The following is a 23,573-nucleotide window of genomic DNA, read 5'->3' as shown; positions in this document are numbered from 1 at the left end:
AATTCACTTTATAGCGTTTCTCATTGTGTGGGTGCAAGCCTTTATCTGTGTCAACTTAAGCCATAACTCATTGCCCATTCTAATTTTCAGCCACCGGAGAAGGGCGGGTTTAGTTAAGTTATCAGTTTTTGCCATAAGTTATCTGTAAAACCCGCCCCTACAGCACCCTTTGTATGGGTTCACCTCACGCATTGAAGAACCGTTATAGAAATCGGCTTAAATCAAACTCGTCTTCAGGAACCTCTTGTTTAAACCGTTGTGCATTCAAAACTAATAATAATCGCTCTGAATAATTCACCGCCCCCCGCAACTCGTCTCGCAATATCTCCAACCCCCCATGGGCATATTCTTCAAAAATATGAATCCTTTCCTCCTCTGCTTTGGCGTCAAAGGAGGATAGAATCTTAGCATCTTTGGTTTCGACAAGTGCCAAAAGTTTAATCAATGCGTCATATCCCCTCGACACAAATATCTCTAACCCAATCGGTGCGGGTTCTTTCTTCGCAATCGTCCCCAGAGGCGATCGCTTCTTGCGCTTAACCCCCAACGCCGCTGCAAATGCGATAACGTCAGCATAAGTTTGAAAGGGTCCGGTTGTCTCGGCTGATGCGGTTAACGCTTTGACTAAATCGGCTTGATCCTTGGCAATTCGGATGCGATTGACACCCATTCCCGTGACATCCTCTTTCGTCAGTGAACAGTGAACAGTGAACAGTGAACAGTTAGCAGTTAGCAGTGAACAGTTAGCAGTGAACAGTGAACAGTGAACAGTTAGCAGTGAACAGTGAACAGTTAGCAGTGAACTCCCCCTGCTTCCCCTGCTCCCCCATCTCCCTCATGGGGATTGGGCGAAGCATTTGCGTTGGGATATTGGCATAAAACCGAGACATCTGAGCGCAAATGCTTCGCCCCTACTGGGTTTGCTGAATGTAGAGTAAAATACCCCGTGCGATCGCCTGGGCGATTTGGCTGCGAAATTCTGGTGTGGCGAGTCTTGGCGCATCCTCAGCCCCGGTAACAAAACCCACTTCCACTAACGCAGAAGGCATAGAGGTTTGCCGGATCACATAAAATCTGCCTTGTTTCACGCCGCGATTCCGCATCCCTGTACTCTGTAATAAACTGTTTTGAATCGCTTCGGCTAGCCCTCGCCCATTGCTATAGTAATAGGTTTCCACGCCATTCACATCGGGACGACTCATGCTAATCGCATTCGCATGGATACTGATAAATAGGTCAACATTCGTTTGTTGTGCCAGTTGAACTCGTCCTCTGAGGCTAATAAATCGGTCATCCGATCGCGTCAATATCGTTTGTACACCCTGTTGTTCTAAAATGGCGGCAACTTGGAGAGAAATAGGCAAAATCACGTTTTTTTCCTGCAAGCCACCAATCCCCACAGCGCCAGGATCTTTACCCCCATGTCCCGGATCAAGCATCACCACAACGCGACTATTGCGAACCCCAGGAAATACAGTCGGGGGCGGTGAAATCTGCGGCGGTAACCGTTCTGGCGGCGGTACAGGAAGCGAACCCGTTGGCGGTAAAGAGACTCTCGTCTGTCGCAGGGGAAGTAACAAGAGTTGATCGCTGGGTTGATTGAGTTCCCCAACCTGGGTATTTCTATCCGGTTGGATGACAATCACAACCGTGCGCGGATCTTGCTGGCGCAGTCTCACCTGGGATAACGGACTATTCACGCCTAGCTGAGGTCCTTGAACTCCTTGTGCAAGTTGAGCATCTGGGATGGTAATTTGGAACTGGTTGGTGTTTGTATCCCAATTGCCCCTCGCCCGAATCCGTCGATCCGCCCGGATTAACAATTGAGTCCCATTTTGGGCGATGTCCACCGATTCAATGGTGGCGAGAGTCGTAGCCGCCGTCGGTTCCCGATCGGATCGTCGCGCTGATAAGCCATCAAGCTGCGACGCCGAAACTCCCCTGGGTAGTAATACCAAACCCCCAACGGAGCTATAATTCATCTGCCAGTCTGGACTCTCGCGATTCACGTTTAGCGTGATGCGAGTTGGGGATGAGGAACCCGACGGTTGAGATAATTGAATTTGGTTGACCCCATACCGATTCACCGACACCGTTTGATTTAGTAACGCTGGGGGTAGGGTAATTCCGTCCACCTCAAACTCAATTGTCCCGCGATCGCGACTCCGTTGCACCTGAATCTCTTTGGCTTCCCCTTGATTGGTGCGAATAAAAAACCCATCCCGTGTCACCTGAATCGGATCAAGTTGCACGCTTGACTCTGTTGTGTCAGGAGAGGGTTCTGGTGGTGTGGGACGAGGTGCGGGTTGGGGGGGAGGAGTTGTCGGCGGTACGGGACGAGGTGCGGGTGCACTGATAAGCTGCGGCGTGGGTAGTTGCACAAACCACTGTCTCGGTGATGCCCCACGAAACTGAATCTGTTGGGGGTCTATAGTATAACCCGGTGCAATTTCTACCACAATCCGAGTCGTCTGGCGGTCAAACTGTCCCACCCGAATTTCGCGAATCCCTCCTCCCACAGACTGGCTGACGCTGGGACGTCCCAACGTCGTACCAGGTAAATCGATAACCAGGCGCAGGGGATTAGGAATCAGTTGGGCTGTGGGTTGAACAGTACCATCTGTCGTAAATTCCAGTTGATTTTGACTTGCATCAAATCGCCACAACAGAAGTCTAGCGGCTTGTGCGGGTAATGAAACCAGAATTGTACTCCAGAAGCTAATAAGTAGCAGTAGCCACTGAATTTTCCTCATTCCCCTACCCTCACGATTAATCGTTTAACTGCCAATTGCTTGTTCAATTTCAGCCTGGTCTAGTTTACGTCCAATTAGCACTAACCGAGTTTGGCGAGATTCGCCGTTGTGCCACAGTCGATCATAGAATGAATCGAAGCGATTGCCGACTCCCTGCAAGACTAGGCGCATGGGTTTATTGGGTACAGACACAAAGCCTTTGATCCGGTAAATCTCCTGCTGTTGCACTAGCTGTTGCAGTTTCGCGATTAGGGTTTGGGGTTCAAAGGCTTGATCGGATATAAATTGGACGGAATTAATCTCCTCGTCATGGTCGTGGTCTTCCTCGGTATCATGATGACTGGGACGGCTGTCTAAATTATCTTCGACGGCGGCGTTAAAACCAAGCAAGAGTTCAGGCTGAATCTGTCCCTGATCACAAGGGATAACCTTAACGCCTGTGGGTAATTGATCCTGTAACCAGTCTTTGATCCTCCTCAGCGTCGCCTCATCGACTAAATCAACCTTGGTGAGTAAGACTAAATCCGCACAAGCCAATTGGTCTTCAAAGAGTTCCTCAATCGGGGTTTCATGGTCTAAATTCGGGTCAGCTTTGCGTTGGGCTTCTAGGGCGTTGAGGTCACCGACTAACGTTCCTGCGGCTAAAGCCTGACAATCCACCACCGTGATTACTCCATCCACGGTAGCACCGTTGCGAATGGGAGTCCAACGGAAGGCTTGGACTAAGGGTTTGGGTAAGGCTAATCCAGAGGTTTCAATTAGCATACAATCGATGCGATCGCGCCGCTGCAACAGTTGCTGCATTGTCGGGAAGAATTCTTCCTGAACCGTGCAGCACAAGCAACCATTGGTCAGTTCCACAATATTATCGTTAGGATTGTCCTCCTCATCGCAAATTTGACAGGAACGCAATAACTCGCCATCAATACCCACTTCACCAAACTCGTTCACCAGAACTGCTATTTTACGTCCTTGGTTGTTTTGGAGTAAATGGCGCACCAACGTGGTTTTGCCAGAACCGAGAAAGCCGGTAATCACAGTTACGGGAATTTTATGCATGATTATTTAACCTCAGGATAGGGGTGGAATTCGTGCCAAAATGCCTTTTTTTAGGGGTTCAGGTCGTTTCGACCAAGGCAATAAACCGTCGGGTTGGCTATGGTATAAACTGGCACAGTCTAAGATAGCTGCTGCTGTTTTGGGTAATGTCTCTACATCTACGGGTAAATCTCCAAACAGGTAAGTGTGTTTACCCAACCGGGCTAAAGAAACAGCACAAGGACGACTACAAGCACTCATACATTCAACAGGTTGAATTTTAAATTCATCCCGGAGTGACCAGTTTTGGTAGAGTTCCTGCAAGGGTTCTAGCAGTTTTTCGCCACCACTTTTACCAATGCGCTTGCCGTCTTTCCAGGTACTGGCGCAGGTTTTACAAACAAATAAAGTGTGTTGATTCATGTTGATTCATGTTGATTCTACATTCGTACATTCGTACATTCGTACATTCGTAGGGGAGAAGCATTCGCGCACAGATGTTTCGGTTTTCTATCAACCTCCCAACGCGAATGCTTCGCCCCAACTTAACCTGCAATCTGTTGTAATTGTTCTTCCAGTTGACGAATCGTTTTCGGAAACGGCATAGTGTTGGGTAAGGACAGACTTGACACCAATACCTGCCAAACCTCCCATAAAATGGGGACATCCAGGTGTAATTCAGCTAAACTACTGCGTTGGCTAAAAATATCTTGTGCTTCTCCTGACATGACCATTTTTCCTTCATGTAAAATCAAAATCCAATCTGCCCATTGATAGGCAAAATTTATATCATGGGTAGCAATCAATAGAGTGGTTCCAGCGGCGTGAATCCGTTCTAACTCCTCCAGGAAATTACTCGTTTGCACGCTATCTAAATAGGCAGTCGGCTCATCTAATAATAATAGTTCAGGTTGTCGTGCCATCACCCCCGCAAGAGCAACTCGCCGTTTTTGTCCTAAACTGAGGTGATGTAAGGGTTGATCGGCTAAGTCTTGTAAGCCAAATTCGGCTAAGATTTGCCCAAGCCGCTGCTTGATTTCTGCCTGAGATAATTTTAGATTATACAATCCATAAGCAATATCCTCTGCTACCGTTCCGGCGACTAATTGTTGTTCTGGATCTTGAAACGATAGTCCGATTTTTTGTCGCCACTGATTTAGGGAATAGCGGTCGTATTTTAATCGCTCCCTTGCCCAGCTAATTTGTCCCTTCTGGGGTTTATAGAGACCATCGGCTAAGAATAATAGTGTTGATTTTCCCGACCCATTTTGACCCAGTAAGGCGATTTTTTTTGTGGCTGTAATGGAAAAATTTAGTCCATTAAGCGCGGGTTTTTGTCCACCTGGATAGGTATAATAAACATTTTCAAATTTTAGTAATTTTTCGCTCATACAGTTATCATTTCCTTTTAGCTGGTAACCTGGATCTTGCCCTGGAGCCTTGTCTCTACCACAGTCTAAGTATTCAAGTTGTAAATATACAGGTGAATCAAGGGAAAACAGAATAGGGAACAGGGAATAAATAACGAATGACATAAGACGAATGAAAACTAACAAACTCAACTCCTAACAATCCCCCACAACCCAAAACTGCCTCCAGCGCGTAGCGTTTAGAGTAGCGATAGTGATGGAGTAAGCCAACCGGAAATTCCCCAGTAAAGCCCCGTGCAGCTAATCCCAGTGAAAATTGATGATAGCGTTGTAATGTCCGCAAAAATAGTTGTCCAACCAGTAGTCCTAAACTGTGCATAGTTAAACGCCAGTTGCGATAGCCATTTCGCGCCTGTTGTGCCAATTTCAACTCTTTTGCTGTTTTGAGTAAGATAAAGACAAAGCGATACATTAATAGAAGTAGATCCGTGAGGATAACTGGTACGTTCAGCCGTCGCATAGTCTGCACAATTTCGATAAAGGGGACAGTACAAAGGATAAAAAATAGACAAGACACACAAGCAAGCGATCGCATGACAACAACGCCAGCTTGTTGACTACCGCTGCGACTGATATAGAGATACCAGGAACCGAGATTAATACCACCCCATTGATCGGTTTGGGCAAACTCAATTTGAGTCATGGGGGCGATATTCACGACTAAAGCAGGTAAGCCCATGAGTAAGAATAGAGAAGCTAGTGCGATTAACCTCAAGTAAACTCGGCAGCGAATTCCGGCATAACCTACTGTCCATATCCCCATCCATAGAATAATCAAAAATTGAGTCGGTGCATGGCTAAAAAGAGCAATAAACAATACCACCAACGCGAAGATCAATTTCTGGGCGGGGGGAAGATAACGCAGACGATTCCGGTACGCGATCGCATCAATTTCGAGAGTCATGTTAATTTATTCAGACTTTTGATTCCGTTCCGATCGCCCTTTATATCGTCCAATAACAAAGCCGACAATTCCCGAACCAATTGCCCCCTGGGAAACAAATAACAGAGATTCCGTTTCGCCACCAGGCAGTTCAATTAAGGGTTCAAACCAAGGTTCATAGTCAGGATTAACCTCGCCAATTACGGCTTCAGCTTCACCATCAGCCCCGCCAAATTCTGAGTCCTGAACAATTAACAGTGGCACAACGGCTAGAACGACTACTCCCAATATCAATAACCAATTATTCCACCCTATTTTTTCCATCCTCACGTTTTAAGATCCTCCTTTAACCAAATTCAACAGGGCTAATTCCTCGCGACTATAAGACATTAGCCAGTTCCACACCAAAACGGTTAATAATCCTTCACTAATTGCCAGGGGAATCTGAGTCACCGCGAAAATTCCAGCAAACTTGATAAATGAAGCCATAATACCCCCAGTTGCGGCTGGAAATGCCAGCGCTAACTGGAGAGACGTAACCAGATAAGTGAGCAAATTCGCCAAAGCGGCGGCTAGAAAAATAGCGAATTTCTGCGCCCCACTCACTTGCATAATTAAGCGATAAGTGCCATAAGCCATAAAAGGTCCGACAACTGCCATAGAAAAAGCATTCGCCCCCAATGTCGTCAACCCGCCATGTGCCAGCAGCAGCGCTTGAAACAGGAGAACTAAACTCCCCAGTACACTCATACTTAATGGACCAAACAACACCGCGCCCAATCCCGTTCCTGTGGGATGGGAGGAACTTCCCGTCACCGAAGGAATTTTTAAGGCTGATAAGACAAAGGCAAAGGCACCCGACAGCGCCAGCAGCAATTTCAATTCCGGGTTTTGCTGCGAGATTTGTGTCATTGAACGCAGTCCGAGAAGAAAAAATGGCAGAAAGACAACCCACCAGAAAATTGCCCAACCTGCGGGTAAAAAACCTTCCATGATATGCATAGCAAAGGCAGGCTGTGGGGCGAAGATAATTAAACCCAAACTCAACCCAGCGATGAAAACTAGATTGATTGTCCGTTGTTTTCGCTTCATTGACAACACTGTTTTCCTCACTGATGTTGCCTGCGGTGAAGGCTTTTTCACCGTTTTATTGTTCATCATAATTTTCTTGGTTTGGTCAATTGACCAAAAGTTTCTTTTTCCCTAGGGCGATAGCTTCCCTAGTCATTGAGAGAGCAGGTTGTAAATAGCTTGATGCTAGGTGACTCTAAATCTGTAACTATCTAGCGATGGAGTCCCGATTAGACGGAAAGGGTAATCCTACCTCAACCTATTGGTCATTAATTCAAATTCAAGCCACCTCAGTTTATCTAATCGTGCCTCTGGCATTAGGGCGTTCTGTAGCGATCGCCTCACCCATTCTAATTGTGGCAAATTTAGACTATGCACCATCCGTACCTCGCAGATGAAGGTTAATGTTTCTTCCACGTCGGCGGGCATTCTGACTCAGAAACCCTAGCGAATTTCATCACAGTTGCGGGACAGCGCCGGATTTACACCGAACTTTCCCCATTACCTCTAATGGCTGATCCCCATTAGAACCGACTTAGATTAATACTCTACCATGTCGGTTCTGCGATTTGGGGATTGGGGATTGGGGATTGGGGATTGGGGATTGGGAATTGGGGATTGGGGATTGGGAATTGGGGATTGGGGATTGGGAATTGGCGATTGGGCGAAGCTTATGCGCTCTTGTGTTGGCATAAAACCGAGACATCTGGGGGCATAAGAAGAGCCCCTACAAATCTGCCAGACGTAGCATGCTACGTCTCTACATTGCTCCCTCATCTCCCTTGAATTACCACAAAACCTGTGTCAAAAGTATAAGCTGGTTTTATAGAGATGATTAGCTCAATCTATAAAACTTGGGATTATCACTCTAGAAGAGTAGTGGGATTTTGACCGGGGAAGAACATGATTAAATCCTGGATGGTAATTGGGACTGTAACCTTGTTAGTGGCGTTGGCTGGTAGCTGGTTAACATCGGATGATGTCCGATGGTTCAACCGCCTGCGCCGTCCCCGATGGTTAACCTTTGAGTCGGCGATTCCTTTCATCTGGACAGTTATTTTTATTTGTGGGGGATGGTCAGCTTATGTGGTATGGGATACTAATCCAGGGCGCCCTCAAACGTGGCAGATTTTGGGGTTATATTTGCTGGTGGAAATAGTAACAATTGCCTATACGCCAGTGATGTGCCGACTTCGCAGTCTCAAGGTGGGTACGATGATTGGGGGGACGGGGGCTATATTGAGTATTATTTTGGCACTTTTGGTTTATCCTATCTCAGTTTGGGCATCGGTTTTGCTACTACCTTATATGATTTGGAGTCCGATTGGAACCTATACGACTTGGGCGATGATTCGGCTGAATCCCGAAGCAGAATAGGTGTGGATTGAAGCGTATTTGATTGGAAATATATCACCTTTGGTTATCGTGTAGGGGCGGGTTTCACTACTATCTTTTCGGTGACACCCAGATGTGACTAAACCCGCCCCTACTTGACCCTTCGCTTCTCGTGAAAAGAGCTGTAGGGTGGGCAAGAGGTATCAAGTTTTAGGAAGTTGACGAGAATAGCACAGTGCGCGATCGCACCATTCGTAGTCGCCACTGTCTTCGCCCCACAGGACATGGATTGCTGCTCAAATTCAGCGGTTAACGATTGCCTTGTGCAAATGTTAGCGGTTTTGGCAAATAATAGTTGACCAGGATGAGTCTAGGTATTGTCAATAAATTCTATTTAATGCAAACTTAGTTGGGTATTGATCAAACCATTCATCCGACTTAATTGTCGTACCTTGACCCACCCTACCTTTGACGACTCGATTGGAGCATTCTTTGCTGATGAATTTACTCAGAGGTCGATTGCAACGCTTAACCCAACAGTTACCTAATTTAGTTGATCAACTCCCTGATGAAAGCTTGGCAGACGCCTGGAAAGTTCTACAACCGCTCTATTATGACTTGTATATGCTCTCCGCCATGCAAGAGTCCATGCGAATGATTCGACCCGGAGATGCGATGACCCGCGAAGAGGCGCTGCGACTGCTTAATCTGCCCTAAAATCTTCGCAGAAAGATTAGAATGATTCGTGGGGAATCAGAATATATCCTGTGAGCCTAGAAGTACGCTATGCGCGGTCTTTCCTACAAGATCTCAAAAACTTAGAGTCGGCTGCCTATCAGCAGGTCTATGAGATGGTTTTTGAGAAGTTCATGCATCTCAGAAGCATTCACGACCTGCCAGGGCTTCACCCCATCGGCTCAGATGCTATTTTTTACCGATTTACCATCGATAACTATATGGTGGGGATTGAAGTGACGGGTCACATCGTCAAGTTTTTGCGCGTGTTGCCCAAGCCGTATATTTGAGGACGCAGCAGGCTTTCAGAAGGCAGGGGCAGAGGGAGCCATTGGAACACCTGTTGGTAGGGGAGGGTTGAGGAACGTAGGCGAAGTATTCTCGAAGAGTTGCAACCTAGTAACCCAACTCTTCATACGGCTCATAAGACTAAGCCACTGAAAAAGGAAAACTGACAACTGATCCCCGGACAACATACACTTGTGATTGGTAAAAACAGGAATTTGAGAAGCTACTTATGGACGCCGCTGCACTCTGGCAACGCTATCAGGACTGGCTCTATTACCACCAAGGGTTAGACTTTTACCTCGACGTCAGCCGTATGCGATTTGATCATGCCTTTGTCGAGGCGATGCGACCTAAGTTTGAGAAGGCGTTTCAGGATATGGAGGCATTGGAGGGGGGCGCGATCGCGAATCCTGATGAAAATCGGATGGTGGGTCACTATTGGTTACGAGATCCTGACATAGCGCCAACCCCCGAACTGCGTCAAGATGTCCTCACAACCATAGAGAAGATTGAATCCTTTACCTCGAAAGTCCATAGTGGTGCGATTCATCCCCCAGGTTCATCTAAATTCACCGATATTCTTTCCATTGGCATTGGCGGATCAGCATTAGGTCCTGAGTTTGTCGCTGATGCCCTTGCCCCTAACATCCCACCCCTAGCAATTCATTTTATAGATAACACTGATCCGGCGGGAATTGATGCCACAATTGCTAAACTGCAAGACCGTCTGGCTAGCACACTCGTCTTAGTCATTTCTAAGTCCGGAGGAACGCCGGAAACCCGCAATGGTATGATTGAGGCAAAAAAAGCTTACGAATCCCAGAAACTAGACTTTGCTGCCCATGCCGTGGCGATTACGGGTGAAGATAGTACTTTAGAGAAACTGGCAAAATCCGAAGGGTGGCTGGCAACTTTTCCCATGTATGACTGGGTAGGAGGACGCACCTCAGAAATGTCAGCGGTGGGACTGTTACCCGCTGCACTGCAAGGGATTGATATCCGCCAAATGCTGGCAGGTGCGAAGGAAATGGATAGTGCCACCCGTGTCCATGATCTCCACGAAAACCCGGCGGCGTTGCTGGCACTCTCCTGGTATTTTTCTGGGAATGGTAAGGGTGAAAAAGATATGGTGGTTTTACCTTACAAAGATAGCCTGTTGTTATTTTCCCGCTACCTCCAGCAATTAGTCATGGAATCCTTGGGTAAGGAAAAAGACCTCAATGGTAATACTGTACATCAGGGAATTGCAGTTTACGGCAATAAAGGCTCAACGGATCAACATGCTTACGTGCAGCAGTTGCGCGAAGGGGTTCCCAATTTCTTTGTCACCTTTATTGAAGTATTGCACGATCGCGAGGGAAATTCCCCAGAGGTAGAAGCGGGGGTAACTTCCGGTGACTATTTATCCGGTTTATTACAGGGAACCCGAAAAGCCTTGTATGACAATCAACGGGATTCAATTACCGTGACAATTCCCCAAGTCAATCCTCGCACGGTTGGAGCACTGATTGCTTTATATGATCGGGCTGTGGGATTATATGCCTCCCTGGTTAATATCAATGCTTACCATCAACCTGGAGTAGAAGCGGGTAAAAAAGCCGCCGCTGCGATTTTGGATTTACAGAAACGGGTAATTCAGGTCTTGCAAGATCAAGGAGAACCCATGTCTTTATCAGAGTTGGCACACAAAGCAGGGGCGAGTGACCAAATAGAAGCCATTTATAAAATTCTGCGCCATCTCCACACCAATCAACGGGGTGTGGTTTTAGAAGGAAAACTGGGAGAACCGAGTAGCTTAAAAGTGTCTGCTGTTTAATGCCCAAACAACCACGTACCCGTAATAAACCTTCTGCCTTTTTCTATATAGCAGCAGACAGATAGCTTGAGACAAATGAATGTTTGGTAGAGACGTTCCGGCGGAACGTCTCTTATTTTTGTAGTTTGCTTAGAGTTTAGGTTGAATAACTTCCCCTAACCACTGCCACCAGCTACGATTAGCCTTCATCTTAGTTCTGAGAATGGATAAATTTTTCCGAAAAATAGCCGTATTAGGATGATCATCTCCTAAATGCTGTTCACTCAAACTTAATGCCTGAACCAATAGTGATTCCGCTTCTCTGTAGCGTTTTTGAGAATTGTAGAGTCCCGCTAAATTGTTGATGCTAGTCGCGACACCCGGATGGCAATTGCCTAAGAGATATTTTCTTAGCTCTAAGGATTGCAAGTAAAGGGGTTCAGCTTCACTGTAGCGACCTTGAGTATAGTACAATAATCCCAAATTGTTGAGGCTACTGGCAACATCAAGATGGTAATTGCCTAAGAAAGATTTTCTCAGCTCTAGGGCTTGCAAGTAAAGAGGTTCAGCTTCACTATAGCGACCTTGAGCATAGTAAAGTCCTGCCAGATTATTCAAGCTAGTAGCAACATCGATATGATGATTACCTAACAGATGTTTTCTCACCTCTAAGGCTTGCAAGTAAAGAGGTTCAGCTTCACTGTAGCGACCTTGAGTATAGTACAATCCTGCCAAATTATTCAAGCTAGTAGCAACATCAAGATGTTCCTCGCCAAAAGCGGCTTGGGCGATGAATATGCAGTGCCTAAACCAGGATTCTGCCTGCTCAACCATTCCCTGATGCTGATAAAATCTGCCTAAGCGATCAAATAGCCAAAGTAAATCTGTTAATCCTTGACTATAGAATTTGCCCAAACTGTCAAATAAGCAGAGTGAATCCTCATCCCTTACGGCTGATTCTAGGGTTTGAACTATTTCTTGAATGTGAGGCAGTATCTCTTCCAAGAACGTGATCTGTTCTGGGGTAGGAGAATCAGGAATTGGCTGAACCAGTTCAACAACAATAGCGGTAAAAGCCTGCCTGAAGTCATCAGCATGGAGTTTTTTGAAGGGTGGTGCTTTGTTCTTGCTTTTTGGGGAAACTCCTGAATTGGTAATTTGAGAGTTGTCTCGTTGACACGAACAGGTGGGATTCGTAATCGGAAAATGGAGTTGCTGATCAATAGGGCAATTTTCACCGGAACCAGGGACGTCAGCATAAGAGGAGAGGAATGAATGCCATTCTCTGGGAGGTGGCGTCTGCTGAGTTGAGTAGTCGTGGGAAATTGGTTTTGGCAAAGGCTGACTATCCGGTTGAGGTGGCTTGGGGATTGGCTGGGACAACGGTTTGGGAAAAGGATAAGGAGGATGAGACACAAAAATGGCGGGTGAATCTAACGCCTCCAATTTTTTGCGAAAAAACTCCCGAATTAAGGGCTGAACTTTGTAGCAACCTTGGCGATTTGCCACCGACTCAATCAAACGCCACTGATCAAGTTGAGTTTGAGCTTGGTTGAGATCTGCCTGTCTCCAGTGCAAGAAGTCACTAGCAGATTCTAACCATTGCCAACGCCAGAGGGTTGGGGCAAATAAGCTCAAAAGTTGACTTACTTGTTGGGTGATGGGATTGAGTTCTCTCCAGACGTATTCCAAAAGGGTATTGATTCCCCACTGGAGTGTCGGCTGGCTTGGCGGTTTAGTTGTTTGATCAGGATATCGCTGCGCTTCCAGCCGTTTGAGTATATCGGTTAAAGATAAATCGGGGTGTTGTGCTAAGTATCGCCCGACTAACTCTATGCCTAACGATAGATACCCCAGCCATTCACACAGTAGAGGTAAAACTTTCTGTGCGCCCCGATCCTGCAACATGCGTTCTTTACCCAGTAAGGCTGTCAAAAGTTTCCACGCTTGTTCTGGTGACAGCACATCTGGGGAGTGATCCCCTTTCCCGCCTTGATCTGGCTGCTGCATTGTCATATTTAATCGTTCAGATAGAGTCTGAGCGCCATTTGGGTACTCAATGAGCTTGTGCGATCGCTATTCCTCTAATCGCTCGCATCAATGGACATTTCTTTCCTTTGTGGACATAAGTGTAACCGTCAGCTTTCCAGATTAGCTCGAAATACTTCCAGTTGATGCTTTGCAGTTTTCCTTTAACTGTAGTCAAGTCAAAGACCCGACCGGCTCTCACTGTCACTCGTCCAACATGTGTTCCTTGATTCTTCCCGGTGGGGACAATGGCACGAACTATATCGCCTGTCTTAAATCCATGAAACTCTTTGGTGCGAGTTCTAACGCTATGACTGCCATCTTTCTTCTGACGCGGGAAGCCAAATTTATTGATTTGTGCCATTTGCCTCCTCCCATGTCCCGTTGCCTTGATTACCAAGGGATTAATATTTCGAGTTATTAGATTTTCTGGGGTTGATTGTCCAACGCTTGCAGCATCGAGCCAATGGGTTTTCGGTAAACCTAAGCGGGTGCGGTTGAACTTTGTCATTCCACCTGTCCCCGTTTCAACTGGTAAACCCGTAGCTGCTAGCTGATGATACAACGCCCATCGAGTCGAGTTGACGGCAGCGGCGTCTTTAAGGGGGCGTTTGGCTTTTTCTAATATCCGCTGTAAAATATCAGGTTTCGATGCTATAAACTGTTTAATCGGTTGGGTTCCTTTTTTGATGTTACATGGTTGACAAGCCAAACATAGGTTAGAAACCCGATTGCTGCCGCCCTTGGATTTGGGGTGGATATGTTCCACCTGTAAAGGAACGCCAGAGGCTCCACAGTAAGCACATTGACGGTTCCATTTGGTCAATAGATACTCCCGGACTTCGTAACCAAAAAGTTCTCCTTTTTGATACTCGATACCAGCTATTTCCGGGTTATTGAGTCGCTGAGTATCGAACCGTACCAGTTCCATTGAAATAAAAGAAATTGGAGCCAACTTTCTCAACCGATTTACCCAAGTTAGAGTAGTGTCTACCCGATGTTGGAGACTAGGAGCCAACCAACCGATGGGACGGAAGCGGTTGAATCGAGGCTTGCGGTATCGAGTATGACGGTTTCGGCGTCCCCGGCGAATAGCACGACGACTTTCTAGAGCTGCCTTTATTGCGGGCCCTCGGTGGGTTAACTCAGCCCCAAATAAAACTCGACTTCCTTCTAAGATGGCTAGTCCAGTTACTTTTGAACCGGGGTCAATTTTCAATCGATGTTCTCTGTTCACAGGATTTTTCACCTCCTGTTTCATGATGATGGTAAAAGGGTATCGCTTCCACACGGCTGCCTTACCACAAGAAAGTAGCTTTCTGGCTTTGGCGGGGTGGCAAGGAGAGAGTGGTTCCAAGTTTTGGTTGATTACGAAAACTCGCATAATACGAAAACTCCTGTTTCCAGGGTAAATTGTGCCTCGTCAATGTTATTAAGGCTTGTTGTGCCTAGGTCACTGGGCTATACCTAAATCACCTGTTTAAACCTAAACGGCTTTTAGACTATAAGCTGGCAAGCACTTATAGATTCCATGACCCTGATAACGTAGCGTTTGCTGAGACTGGCTATCCATAACTGGAATGGTTGTGTTATCCACAGTTGTCCAGTGTTAGGCGGATAGCATCCTCTGGGATAGCCATGCTGGTGTCTGAATTGGATGAGCTGAACCTTGCTTAGCTAAACCGCGTCCAAGCATTCTCCCCTACAAAGCGTGACAATCTACTCAGCAAGGAGTAAGGGTTCTGGCTTGCTGTTACACGATGGTAACTCGCTCTTTTTTAGTGATGAGTGGTTTCCATTTTCCAGCAAACGCGGCGAGCCTCCCACCCTTTTACCCGCTTTTGTGCCAAGCGCTAGAGGAGTTGCCCTCTCAAAGGCGCTCAAAACCGTAAGACACTGTAAAACTGGTAATACAGTTAACATTGTATGATAATTTACTCAAACGCTGCAATCAACTTCGCGCCGAGAAGCCATTCAAGTATTCGGGAATAATCAATACAGCACTTTTCAGTTGAGTAGAACACAACCTGAGTCAGCTTGTATAAGGTTTTAGACTATAAATTTATGTGACTGAATACTTTGAATTAAATCTATTGGCGATCGCGCACAAACGCTGATCAAGAATAGTCAAGCTTTGTTGAGCTATTTCCTGAGGAACACCGCCATAAAATGCCTGAGCAATCCCACCTGTAATACAGGCAAGCGTATCACTATCCCCGCCAATAAAAATAGCATTCCGAATAATTGCACAACTAACTCACCTAAAACCAAAATATTAGGTTTCCCGATTCAATGCGGACATCATCGCCTGTTGACTAACCAGTTGATAAACTTCCCGAAAATATTGCATGACACGACTATCAGCCGCTGCTAAGGGGAGCGCCCCTAAAACATCCAATACAGTGCGATTGTCTGGAGGAGGAGTAATTACAACCAGAGAGGGATCAAGAGGTTCTTCGTATTGCCAAAATTGCTCAAGTTTAACTGGAACAGAAACGGCTGGTTTTCCTTCATTTTGCTGATTATCATCTAATCGACTGGATTTAACCTCTGATTGACTTGATTTGGACTCAACCTCTGCTTTCTCCTCAGGTTTTAGTTCTACACCCCCCGTACTGCGTAAGCGACGCAAATCATCCAGAATTTGCGCTTTAGTGCGTCCCCGTAACTGGAATAATACAAAGGGATCTTCACTAAATCGATCGCCTAATTGATAGTAAATTGCACCAATATGTTTACAGGGGTTTTGCGGATCAGGGCAACTACATTTTGAATGAATATCCGAAAGGGTGAATGGAAATAAACTCAACCCATTAGCGGTGAACACCTGTTCAATATTTTCCGGCATTTCTCCGGCTAATAATTGAGCCGAATAAATACATTCTTGCGCCATAGTTTCCACCACATAACCCCAGTCTTCATCGGTAAACGGGTCAATTGATAGAGAAACTTGATAGGGATCGGGTTCTGTTCCTTGTACCCGTGCCAACACCTGAGGACCTTCAAACTCAATACTGAGGACATTGCCTTCTTTGGCGTATTTGCGGGCGCGTTCCAAACGCTTTTTAAAGCGATAGGAATTGAGTAAGTCTATCCAGCGTTGCACCCACCAGGGAGGAGTTTCAATTTCGTAGGACTGCATAAATGATTTATAAATACCGTAGGGTGGACACTGCCCACCAGTCTGGCAGGAGCGTGCCATTCAGCTTAAGAGTATAATCTACTAATATCATATCAGTTTGGGTCGTTCGTCTATCATACCCATAGTTATGGGGACAAAAAGTTACTCTTCTATCGAAACGTGGGGGGAGAGGGGGAGCTATAGAACCCCATCCTCTACGCAACGTATCTTTGAAGCGGGACGCGATAGCGAGAGCGTGGAGTAGGTTGGGGGTACATTGGACTCCCCCAAGGTAAATTCAATTCGGTCAAACCCGATTGAATTTACAGATGCATTGGTTTTTTCTACAAAGTGTTATATGATTTTGTAGAAAGGAGGTGAGACTTGTGTTGACATTAACTTACGAGTACAAAATTGAGCCAACAATTGAACAAGTAGCGGCAATTGAGCGTTATTTGGAAGTTTGTCGTAAGGCATGGAATTATGCTTTACGCGAACGTAAAGATTGGCTCAATTCTCGGAAATCTGATCTTAACGCTTGCTCTCTCATCTGTGAATACATTATACCGGCTGATGCACCATTTCCTAACTACAACTTGCAAGCCAAGTCTTTAGCTGAGGCAAGAAAAAACAATCCTGAACTTAAATCAGTAAATGCCCAAGTTTTACAACAAGTGTTGAGGAAACTTGAAACAGCGTTTCTTGATATGAGTCGGAAAGGGATGGGTTTTCCTAGGTTCAAAAAACCATGGAGAATGCGCTCCTTTGTGTTCCCTCAGTTCAAGACTAATCCAGTCAATGGAGAATCAATCAAGTTGCCTGAGTTGGGATGGGTCAAGATGAGGTTATCTCGTCCAATTCCAGACGGGTTCACCTTAAAGCAGGTTCGGATAGTTAAAAAAGCCTCTGGGTATTTCGCCATGCTGTCATTACAGTGTGATGTACAAATACCTGATGTAATGCCAGGTGGTCATCCGATTGGGATTGACTTGGGATTAGAAAACTTTTTAGCAACATCTGATGGGGAGTTAATCGCAAGACCTCGATTCTTTGATTCATTGCACCGTAAGCTTAAATTGCTACAACGCCGATTGAAGCACAAGAAAAAAGGGTCTAAGAACTGGCGAAAACTCAATCTGAAGATTGCTAGATTGCACCAACGAATTCATGACACCCGCAAAGACTTTCATTTTAAACTAGCTCACCACCTAGTCCAAGATGCCGGCATGATATTTGTTGAAGATATCAACTTCAGGACTTGGGCAAAAGGGATGCTAGGAAAGCATACCTTGGACGCTGGCTTTGGTCAGTTTGTCAATATCCTGCAATGGGTTTGTTGGAAAGAACAAGTTTACTTTGCCAAGGTAGATGCTGATTATACCTCGCAGCAATGTCCTCGTTGTCAAACCCACACAGGCAAGAAGGATTTATCAGTAAGAATCCACAATTGCCATGAGTGCGGGTACACCACCCATCGAGATGTTGCTGCGGCACAAGTCGTGATGATTCGAGGCTTCGCCGTGAGCGTTCAGCCTCACGGTGTAGGTGCGACTGGGCAAGCCGTACCCGAAATTGCCTGGCTAGACGTACTGTCGGGGGTCATTGACCTAGATAAGTGTCCGCGAACCAGGAAATCCTTAAAGCGATTTAAGGAATCCTCAACTAATACGAAGTAAGTTGGGGAGGATGTCAAACACAACTGATATTACCGAACTTGATATGATTCATGAGAATTTATGGAAACCGACAGCTAAAAACTTTACCTGGACTAGAAACCCGCCCGACACCCGCACGGGTACGGGAGGCGGTATTTAATATCTGGCAAGGTGCGATCGCACAATGTCGTTGGCTGGATCTCTGTGCGGGTACAGGTGCTATGGGCGCTGAAGCCCTCTGTCGCGGCGCATCTTTAGTGGTAGGCATTGACATAAAGGGCAAAGCCTGTTCTATTATGCAACAGAATTGGCAGTACCTTGCTCAACCTGAGCAAACTTTCCAGGTGGTGCGGGGAGATGTGGTGGGGCGATTAAAAACCCTGGCTGATCAGCAATTTGACCGGATTTACTTTGATCCCCCTTATGCCAGTGATTTGTACAATCCGGTTCTAGAAGCGATCGCCCATTATCAACTCTTGGCGGATCAAGGTGAATTAGCGGTGGAATATAGCCCTAACTACTGGACACCTCAACCCATTACCCCCCTAGAAATTTGTCGCCAGAAAGTCTACGGTAACACAGCCTTAGCTTTTTACCGCCTCAGGGGGAAGGATGAGAGTTTTGAGCCTTGACGACTTTCGAGGGCATGGCGCGTGAGTTAACTCCCCCATCTCCCCCATCTCCCCCATCTCCCCAACCCCTAACCCAAGGGCTGGGAGTGTTGTTGATTATAATCCCAATTCGTTCCCCCGCTTATATTGGAGGTAGGCGGCGACAAATAATCCAGCCAAAGTCACAGGGATTAAGCCGAGAACAATTCCCGACAGCAGTGGTTCGATCATGATCGTTCTCCAAAGACTAAGTTTTTTTACTTGTTTCTCATCCTACTAGGTGAGATGACCCAATTGCTACTCAATACCAGCAAGACCAGGGAATCAGCCGCTTCCAGATTGCTGGCTGCACTACATCCATGATTCCAACTTGCTTACTGAGTCTATAAATTTTAAGCTATGTTTATTAATCGACATACTTCTTTCCAATCTGTTACACTATTACCCTCCTGGGTAACTCTACCTGTGTTGCAGTGTAAGTCCAGTTTAACTTTGTTCAGAAATTCTCAACTTGGCAGGAGATCCCTTGGAGAACCAGCTTGACCAACCTCAAGTCCTAGTTCGGCGGATTACCATGGTGGTACTCGCGCTACTGTTCGTGTTCGGCATCAGTATCTTCGGATTTCAGATGCTGCAAGTTTCCGATCCTTATATGCAGAAAGTTTTGTCCCTCAACGGTGATCCAGTTCGAGGACAGGCTATTTTTGAAATCAATTGTGCCGATTGTCATGGTATGCAGGCTGATGGTAAGGTCGGACCTAGCTTACAGCATATTTCTAAACACCGATCGCCGAGTGGTTTGATTGAGCAGGTGATTAGTGGTCAAACCCCCCCGATGCCAAAGTTCCAGCCTAGTCCTCAGGAAATGGCAGACTTGTTAACTTATTTGGAAAAACTGTAGGTTGAATGATGAATTCCCTTGTCTTTTGTGTACTACGTCTGTACGGATGAATCGCCTTTGTTTTGATGACTTCTGGAAGCCGTCACCCCAGCGATCGCGGATAGAAGTAGCCATCCTAAGGTATTCACCCGTAGGTCAAAGAGCGTGACATCCAGCATATTGAATAGGATACAGCCACCGAATGCGACTAAATAACTAAAGACGATTAATCGATCGCCACTTGAGAGCGATCGCGCTTTGTTGATCCAGAGAACGCCTTGCCCGAAAATCCAGCCAACTAAGCCACAAAATAGGATTGTAGCCGGAATACCCGCTTCAGCCGTCAACATCAGGATAAGATTATGGGGATGACCTAGCCACAGATCCATCTGCTGTTCGTAAAGTAGCGTGAAATTCCGCAATCCCCAACCAGTCCAAGGGCGCTGCTGAGTCAGGGACAAAGCAAAGCGCCATTGAGTTATCCGCATCAACGCCACGGGGCGATCGGGATGAAGCTGATCCGTGAGTCGCGCCCAAAAGTAAGCCGGAACAATCATTCGCAACCCTTCCCGTAAGGGTGAGGGACTAAACGCCGCTGATGGTACAGCGACAGCCGCAGCGACGACTATCCCCACTAAGGGGCGCCAGCCTTGGTAAAGTGCAAAAGCCAGACTCGCAACAATCACCCCACCCCAAGCATTTCGGGAATGAGTAAGGATAAGCGCGATCGCATTAGCAATTTCCACCCCAGTTAAAAATAAGAGGACTCCCCCTGCTTCCCCCAGAAGGGCGGGTTTAGTTAAGTTATCGGTTTGGCGCCATAAGTTATCCGTCAAACCCGCCCCTACACCGCCTGCTCCCCCAGCTTCCCCAGCTCCCCCGGCTCCCCCTGCTCCCCCTGCTCTCTGCTGTCGCCAAGCTTGAAACGTCTCAATCCAGAGCCCTAATCCTAAAGTAAAGACAATTTGCAGATAAGCCGCCAGAATATTGGCGTACATGAATACCGAAGCCATCCGCCCCGGTGGATTTCCTTGGGCTTCTAATACCCAACCCAACAAGGCGGGAAACTGCGGCGGATGCACCCAACCGAGAAATAACTGCCCGAAGCCGAGAATGACAACCAGTACAGAAGGAATCACCAGAATCCAGGCGAGACGCCGTAGCTGGGCTGGTGTTTGAATTAAGGCACTGAATGCGGCAAAAAAAGCTAAGAATGGCAGGAAATTGGCTAAACCGAGGAATGCTTCCGTGGGGTTATAGGCTTGCGTCGCGCTGAAAATTAGCCAAAGACTCAAGATTCCCAGTCCCCAGTTTAGAGGACGCCGAATAATCCGGCGATAGTCTTGCCACCAGGTTCCGATTAAGGCAAAACCCACACCCACAGCCCCCACAGCCGGAAACCAGGGAAAGATAAAAAATCCGACTTGGGCGCAATTCCAAGCGCCCTGCAAGCGTGGTTGAGGGTGGCGAGTGAATAGATATTTATCGATTTTTTCCAACACAAGCCAGAGGGCAGACAGCCAAATAAGCTTACTGTAGCAAAATTGTAGACACAACTCTGGGCGGTTGAAACCGCAGCTACACAAACAAAACCCGCCTTCGCGGGTTTCAAAACTTAGCTTTTCGTTAGTCCGCGTAGGCGGACTTTGTTTGTATAGCCGTGATTTCTAATCGCCATAGCTTAAGGGCTGTCGTTTTTCCAGGCACACTCTCGTTCCCAGGCATAGCCTGGGAATGCCTCTCTTGAGGCTCCGCCTCCTTTGACAAGCGGCTCCAGCCGCTTAAGGAATTTCCACCCTAAAGCTGGAAACGAGAATGGGTAAGGGTTGTGACTTAAGTTGACACCAATGCACGTCAATACGCCCCTACTATCGTTTTTCCACGACGCCGATTTTCTAACTGATGATGGTAAAATCCGCTTCTGTCAAGAGGTTAGCATTCACTCCCTGGAGAATGGCTAACTTCTCTTGTTCAACACTAATCAGCGTATTTTTTCCATTTTGAGTAATCGATAACTGACCAAAACTTAGACCATCGGCTAAGCCAATTAAATCTTCACCTTTGCGGAAGTCAACGATTGTATCTTTACCTTCATTAATTGCCAGGACAAAGGTATCGCTACCCTTCCCGCCGGAGAAGTCATCACCGACGAGGGTGTCGTTACCTAAACCGCCGCGTAGGATATCATCGCCGTCATCCCCCCAGATTTGGTCGTTACCTGCTTCGCCAAAGAGTTGGTCATTACCGCCTTTGCCGCCAATGCGGTCATTACCAGCACCACCGAAGATGATATCATCGCCACCGATAGTACCACCGGGGGAGCGACTGTTGAGGTCGCCGCGCAGGACATCATTGCCGTCACCGCCGAAGATAGTATCATTTCCGAGTCCGCCAGCGAGCGTGTCATTACCGCCGAAACCGTTGATTAGATCATTATCTGGAGTGCCAACTAAGGTATCTTTTTTGGGTGTGCCATCGATGGGAGGTTGAGTGGAGTCGATGGTAAGGGTGGTGGTGGCGAAGGTACTGAGGTTACTGTGCGCTTCTCCATCATTAACCGCAAATTCGATAATCCGGTCAGTGGTATCGGGGGTGGCGGCAGTATTGTTATAGGTGACGGTTCTGAGGACTTGTTGGTAGTTGGCGACGGTATCCTCACCGCTGAGGATGAGCGTGCGAAGAATCGGATCGTAATTGGCGGTGATATTGGTATTGTTAGTATCAGCAGCAAGGATTTCGGCTGCACCATCTTGGAGATTGGTGATTTTTACGGTAGCGTTGGCGAGGGTGGTGCTGTTGGGGTCGGTTAAAGTTAAGTTAGTGCGATCGACGATGGAGACAGCACTTCCGGTAAAAGTGGTGGTAAAGTTAATGCCTGCTGCACTGCCATTGAGGTCAAGTTCTGGGGGAATGTTACCGTAAACCACATAAGTTTCCCCTGACCCCCTTGTCCCGATAATCAAGTCATCAATACCATCACCATTAATATCTCCAGCGCTGCTGACCGAACGACCTGAGAAGTCACGCTCATCAATACCGTTAAGAACAAAGCCATTGCTACCATTAAGTTGAGACAGGTTAAGATTGGCATCGAAACCTTCAGAGGAGCCAAACACGATGTATGTTTCTCCTGCACCATAGTCAGCTGATGGTGCGCCGATAATCACGTCATCAATACCATCACCGTTGATATCTCCAGCAGAGCTGACCGAACGACCTGAGCTATCAGAGCTATCAATACCGTTGAGGATAAAACCGTTGCTACCATCGAGTTGAGACAGGTTAAAATTAGCATCGAAACCTTCAGAAGAGCCAAACACAATGTAGGTTTCCCCTGCATTTATGTTAAAAGGTGCGCCGATAATCACGTCATCAATACCATCACCGTTGATATCCCCAGCTCCACTGACCGAGTAACCTGAGCTATAAGAGCTATCAATACCGTTGAGGATAAAACCGTTGCTACCATTGAGTTGAGACAGGTTAAAATTGGCATCGAAACCTTCAGAGGAGCCAAATACGATGTATGTTTCTCCTGCGGAGTAAAAACTCCTTGTTCCGATAATCACGTCATCAATACCATCTCCATTGATATCTCCAGCAGAGCTGACAGAATTACCTGAGCTATCAAAACTATCAATACCGTTGAGGATAAAACCGTTACTACCATCAAGTTGAGACAGGTTAAGATTGGCATCGAAACCCTCTTGTGCGCCGAATACAATGTATGTTTCCCCGGTAGGGTCAGCAAAAGGTGCGCCGATAATTAGGTCATCAATCCCATCTCCATTGATATCTCCAGCCGAGCTGACCGAACTGCCTGAGCTATAAGAGCTATCAATACCGTTGAGGATAAAACCGTTACTACCATCGAGTTGAGACAGGTTAAGATTGGCATCGAAACCCTCTTGTGCGCCGAATACAATGTATGTTTCCCCGGTAGGGTCAGC

23 protein-coding genes, 1 pseudogene and 1 riboswitch are annotated in these 23,573 nt (G+C 46.7%); of the genes and pseudogenes, 9 read left to right on the top strand and 15 right to left on the bottom strand.

Annotated features, from left to right (window positions below):
• Nucleotides 1-202 precede the first annotated feature (202 nt).
• From ACLGGO_RS16980 to ACLGGO_RS16945, 8 genes are all read right to left on the bottom strand, one after another.
• Nucleotides 203-670, bottom strand: a complete 468-nt coding sequence (locus ACLGGO_RS16980; RefSeq protein WP_446334740.1) for a DNA phosphorothioation-associated protein 4 — start codon at nt 668-670, stop codon at nt 203-205.
• Nucleotides 671-911: 241 nt separating this feature from the next.
• Complete coding sequence (locus ACLGGO_RS16975) at nt 912-2,753, bottom strand: N-acetylmuramoyl-L-alanine amidase (RefSeq protein ID WP_446420183.1); 1,842 nt, start codon at nt 2,751-2,753, stop codon at nt 912-914.
• Nucleotides 2,754-2,777: 24 nt separating this feature from the next.
• Nucleotides 2,778-3,812 (bottom strand): cobalamin biosynthesis protein CobW, encoded by a 1,035-nt coding sequence (cobW, locus tag ACLGGO_RS16970; RefSeq protein WP_446420182.1) that lies wholly within the window; start codon nt 3,810-3,812, stop codon nt 2,778-2,780.
• Nucleotides 3,813-3,824: 12 nt separating this feature from the next.
• Nucleotides 3,825-4,214, bottom strand: a complete 390-nt coding sequence (locus ACLGGO_RS16965) for a DUF1636 family protein (RefSeq protein WP_446420181.1) — start codon at nt 4,212-4,214, stop codon at nt 3,825-3,827.
• Between the two features lie 122 nt (nt 4,215-4,336).
• On the bottom strand, nt 4,337-5,182 hold the full coding sequence (locus ACLGGO_RS16960; protein WP_446420180.1) for an energy-coupling factor ABC transporter ATP-binding protein: 846 nt from the start codon (nt 5,180-5,182) through the stop codon (nt 4,337-4,339).
• A gap of 97 nt (nt 5,183-5,279) precedes the next feature.
• Complete coding sequence (gene cbiQ / locus ACLGGO_RS16955) at nt 5,280-6,125, bottom strand: cobalt ECF transporter T component CbiQ (protein WP_446420179.1); 846 nt, start codon at nt 6,123-6,125, stop codon at nt 5,280-5,282.
• A gap of 6 nt (nt 6,126-6,131) precedes the next feature.
• A complete protein-coding gene (locus ACLGGO_RS16950) occupies nt 6,132-6,428 on the bottom strand; it encodes an energy-coupling factor ABC transporter substrate-binding protein (RefSeq protein ID WP_446334734.1) in 297 nt (98 codons plus the stop codon).
• Between the two features lie 9 nt (nt 6,429-6,437).
• Entirely contained in the window at nt 6,438-7,196 is a 759-nt protein-coding gene (locus tag ACLGGO_RS16945) for an energy-coupling factor ABC transporter permease (RefSeq protein WP_446334764.1), read from the bottom strand.
• Nucleotides 7,197-7,393: 197 nt separating this feature from the next.
• Here ACLGGO_RS16945 and ACLGGO_RS16940 point away from each other — a divergent pair, with 197 nt between their 5' ends.
• From ACLGGO_RS16940 to ACLGGO_RS16915, 6 genes are all read left to right on the top strand, one after another.
• A complete protein-coding gene (locus ACLGGO_RS16940; RefSeq protein ID WP_446334733.1) occupies nt 7,394-7,573 on the top strand; it encodes a hypothetical protein in 180 nt (59 codons plus the stop codon).
• A 5-nt stretch (nt 7,574-7,578) separates the two neighbouring features.
• Nucleotides 7,579-7,725: riboswitch (cobalamin riboswitch) on the bottom strand.
• 3 nt (nt 7,726-7,728) lie between these two features.
• Nucleotides 7,729-7,893 carry a hypothetical protein gene (locus ACLGGO_RS16935; protein ID WP_446420178.1) on the top strand — a complete coding sequence of 55 codons (165 nt, stop codon included), beginning with the start codon at nt 7,729-7,731 and terminating at the stop codon, nt 7,891-7,893.
• 185 nt (nt 7,894-8,078) lie between these two features.
• Complete coding sequence (locus tag ACLGGO_RS16930) at nt 8,079-8,552, top strand: TspO/MBR family protein (RefSeq protein ID WP_446334731.1); 474 nt, start codon at nt 8,079-8,081, stop codon at nt 8,550-8,552.
• Between the two features lie 456 nt (nt 8,553-9,008).
• Nucleotides 9,009-9,227, top strand: coding sequence for a hypothetical protein (locus tag ACLGGO_RS16925; RefSeq protein WP_446334730.1), 219 nt, complete (start codon nt 9,009-9,011; stop codon nt 9,225-9,227).
• A gap of 50 nt (nt 9,228-9,277) precedes the next feature.
• A complete protein-coding gene (locus ACLGGO_RS16920; RefSeq protein WP_446334729.1) occupies nt 9,278-9,535 on the top strand; it encodes a cytotoxic translational repressor of toxin-antitoxin stability system in 258 nt (85 codons plus the stop codon).
• A 227-nt stretch (nt 9,536-9,762) separates the two neighbouring features.
• Nucleotides 9,763-11,349 carry a glucose-6-phosphate isomerase gene (locus tag ACLGGO_RS16915; RefSeq protein ID WP_446420177.1) on the top strand — a complete coding sequence of 529 codons (1,587 nt, stop codon included), beginning with the start codon at nt 9,763-9,765 and terminating at the stop codon, nt 11,347-11,349.
• Between the two features lie 129 nt (nt 11,350-11,478).
• Here ACLGGO_RS16915 and ACLGGO_RS16910 read toward each other — a convergent pair whose 3' ends face one another.
• The 4 genes and pseudogenes from ACLGGO_RS16910 to ACLGGO_RS16895 form a co-directional block, all read right to left on the bottom strand.
• Nucleotides 11,479-13,344 (bottom strand): tetratricopeptide repeat protein, encoded by a 1,866-nt coding sequence (locus tag ACLGGO_RS16910; RefSeq protein ID WP_446420176.1) that lies wholly within the window; start codon nt 13,342-13,344, stop codon nt 11,479-11,481.
• A 40-nt stretch (nt 13,345-13,384) separates the two neighbouring features.
• Complete coding sequence (gene iscB / locus ACLGGO_RS16905; protein WP_446420175.1) at nt 13,385-14,740, bottom strand: RNA-guided endonuclease IscB; 1,356 nt, start codon at nt 14,738-14,740, stop codon at nt 13,385-13,387.
• A 678-nt stretch (nt 14,741-15,418) separates the two neighbouring features.
• Nucleotides 15,419-15,598 (bottom strand): annotated as a pseudogene (locus ACLGGO_RS16900) (ADP-ribosylglycohydrolase family protein); the annotation flags it as partial.
• Between the two features lie 33 nt (nt 15,599-15,631).
• Nucleotides 15,632-16,498 carry an SWIM zinc finger family protein gene (locus ACLGGO_RS16895; RefSeq protein WP_446420174.1) on the bottom strand — a complete coding sequence of 289 codons (867 nt, stop codon included), beginning with the start codon at nt 16,496-16,498 and terminating at the stop codon, nt 15,632-15,634.
• A gap of 365 nt (nt 16,499-16,863) precedes the next feature.
• Between ACLGGO_RS16895 and ACLGGO_RS16890 the strand changes: the two genes are divergently transcribed.
• A complete protein-coding gene (locus ACLGGO_RS16890) occupies nt 16,864-18,153 on the top strand; it encodes an RNA-guided endonuclease InsQ/TnpB family protein (protein ID WP_446420173.1) in 1,290 nt (429 codons plus the stop codon).
• A 50-nt stretch (nt 18,154-18,203) separates the two neighbouring features.
• A complete protein-coding gene (gene rsmD / locus ACLGGO_RS16885; RefSeq protein ID WP_446420172.1) occupies nt 18,204-18,764 on the top strand; it encodes a 16S rRNA (guanine(966)-N(2))-methyltransferase RsmD in 561 nt (186 codons plus the stop codon).
• Between the two features lie 96 nt (nt 18,765-18,860).
• On the opposite strand, the gene petG is transcribed toward rsmD, so the two are convergent.
• Nucleotides 18,861-18,974 (bottom strand): cytochrome b6-f complex subunit V, encoded by a 114-nt coding sequence (petG, locus tag ACLGGO_RS16880; protein WP_446334724.1) that lies wholly within the window; start codon nt 18,972-18,974, stop codon nt 18,861-18,863.
• A gap of 295 nt (nt 18,975-19,269) precedes the next feature.
• Here petG and ACLGGO_RS16875 point away from each other — a divergent pair, with 295 nt between their 5' ends.
• Complete coding sequence (locus tag ACLGGO_RS16875) at nt 19,270-19,644, top strand: c-type cytochrome (RefSeq protein ID WP_446420208.1); 375 nt, start codon at nt 19,270-19,272, stop codon at nt 19,642-19,644.
• 32 nt (nt 19,645-19,676) lie between these two features.
• On the opposite strand, the gene ACLGGO_RS16870 is transcribed toward ACLGGO_RS16875, so the two are convergent.
• Nucleotides 19,677-21,125, bottom strand: a complete 1,449-nt coding sequence (locus ACLGGO_RS16870) for an O-antigen ligase family protein (protein WP_446420171.1) — start codon at nt 21,123-21,125, stop codon at nt 19,677-19,679.
• Nucleotides 21,126-21,518: 393 nt separating this feature from the next.
• Nucleotides 21,519-23,573 (bottom strand): hypothetical protein (locus ACLGGO_RS16865; RefSeq protein WP_446420170.1); only part of this gene is annotated, 2,055 nt, incomplete at its 5' end.

It is taken from the genome of Coleofasciculus sp. (assembly GCF_046565525.1).
GTDB lineage: Bacteria > Cyanobacteriota > Cyanobacteriia > Cyanobacteriales > Coleofasciculaceae > Coleofasciculus.
Note: the sequence above shows the minus strand (reverse complement) of the source record. Positions and strands in the feature narration are given on the sequence as shown.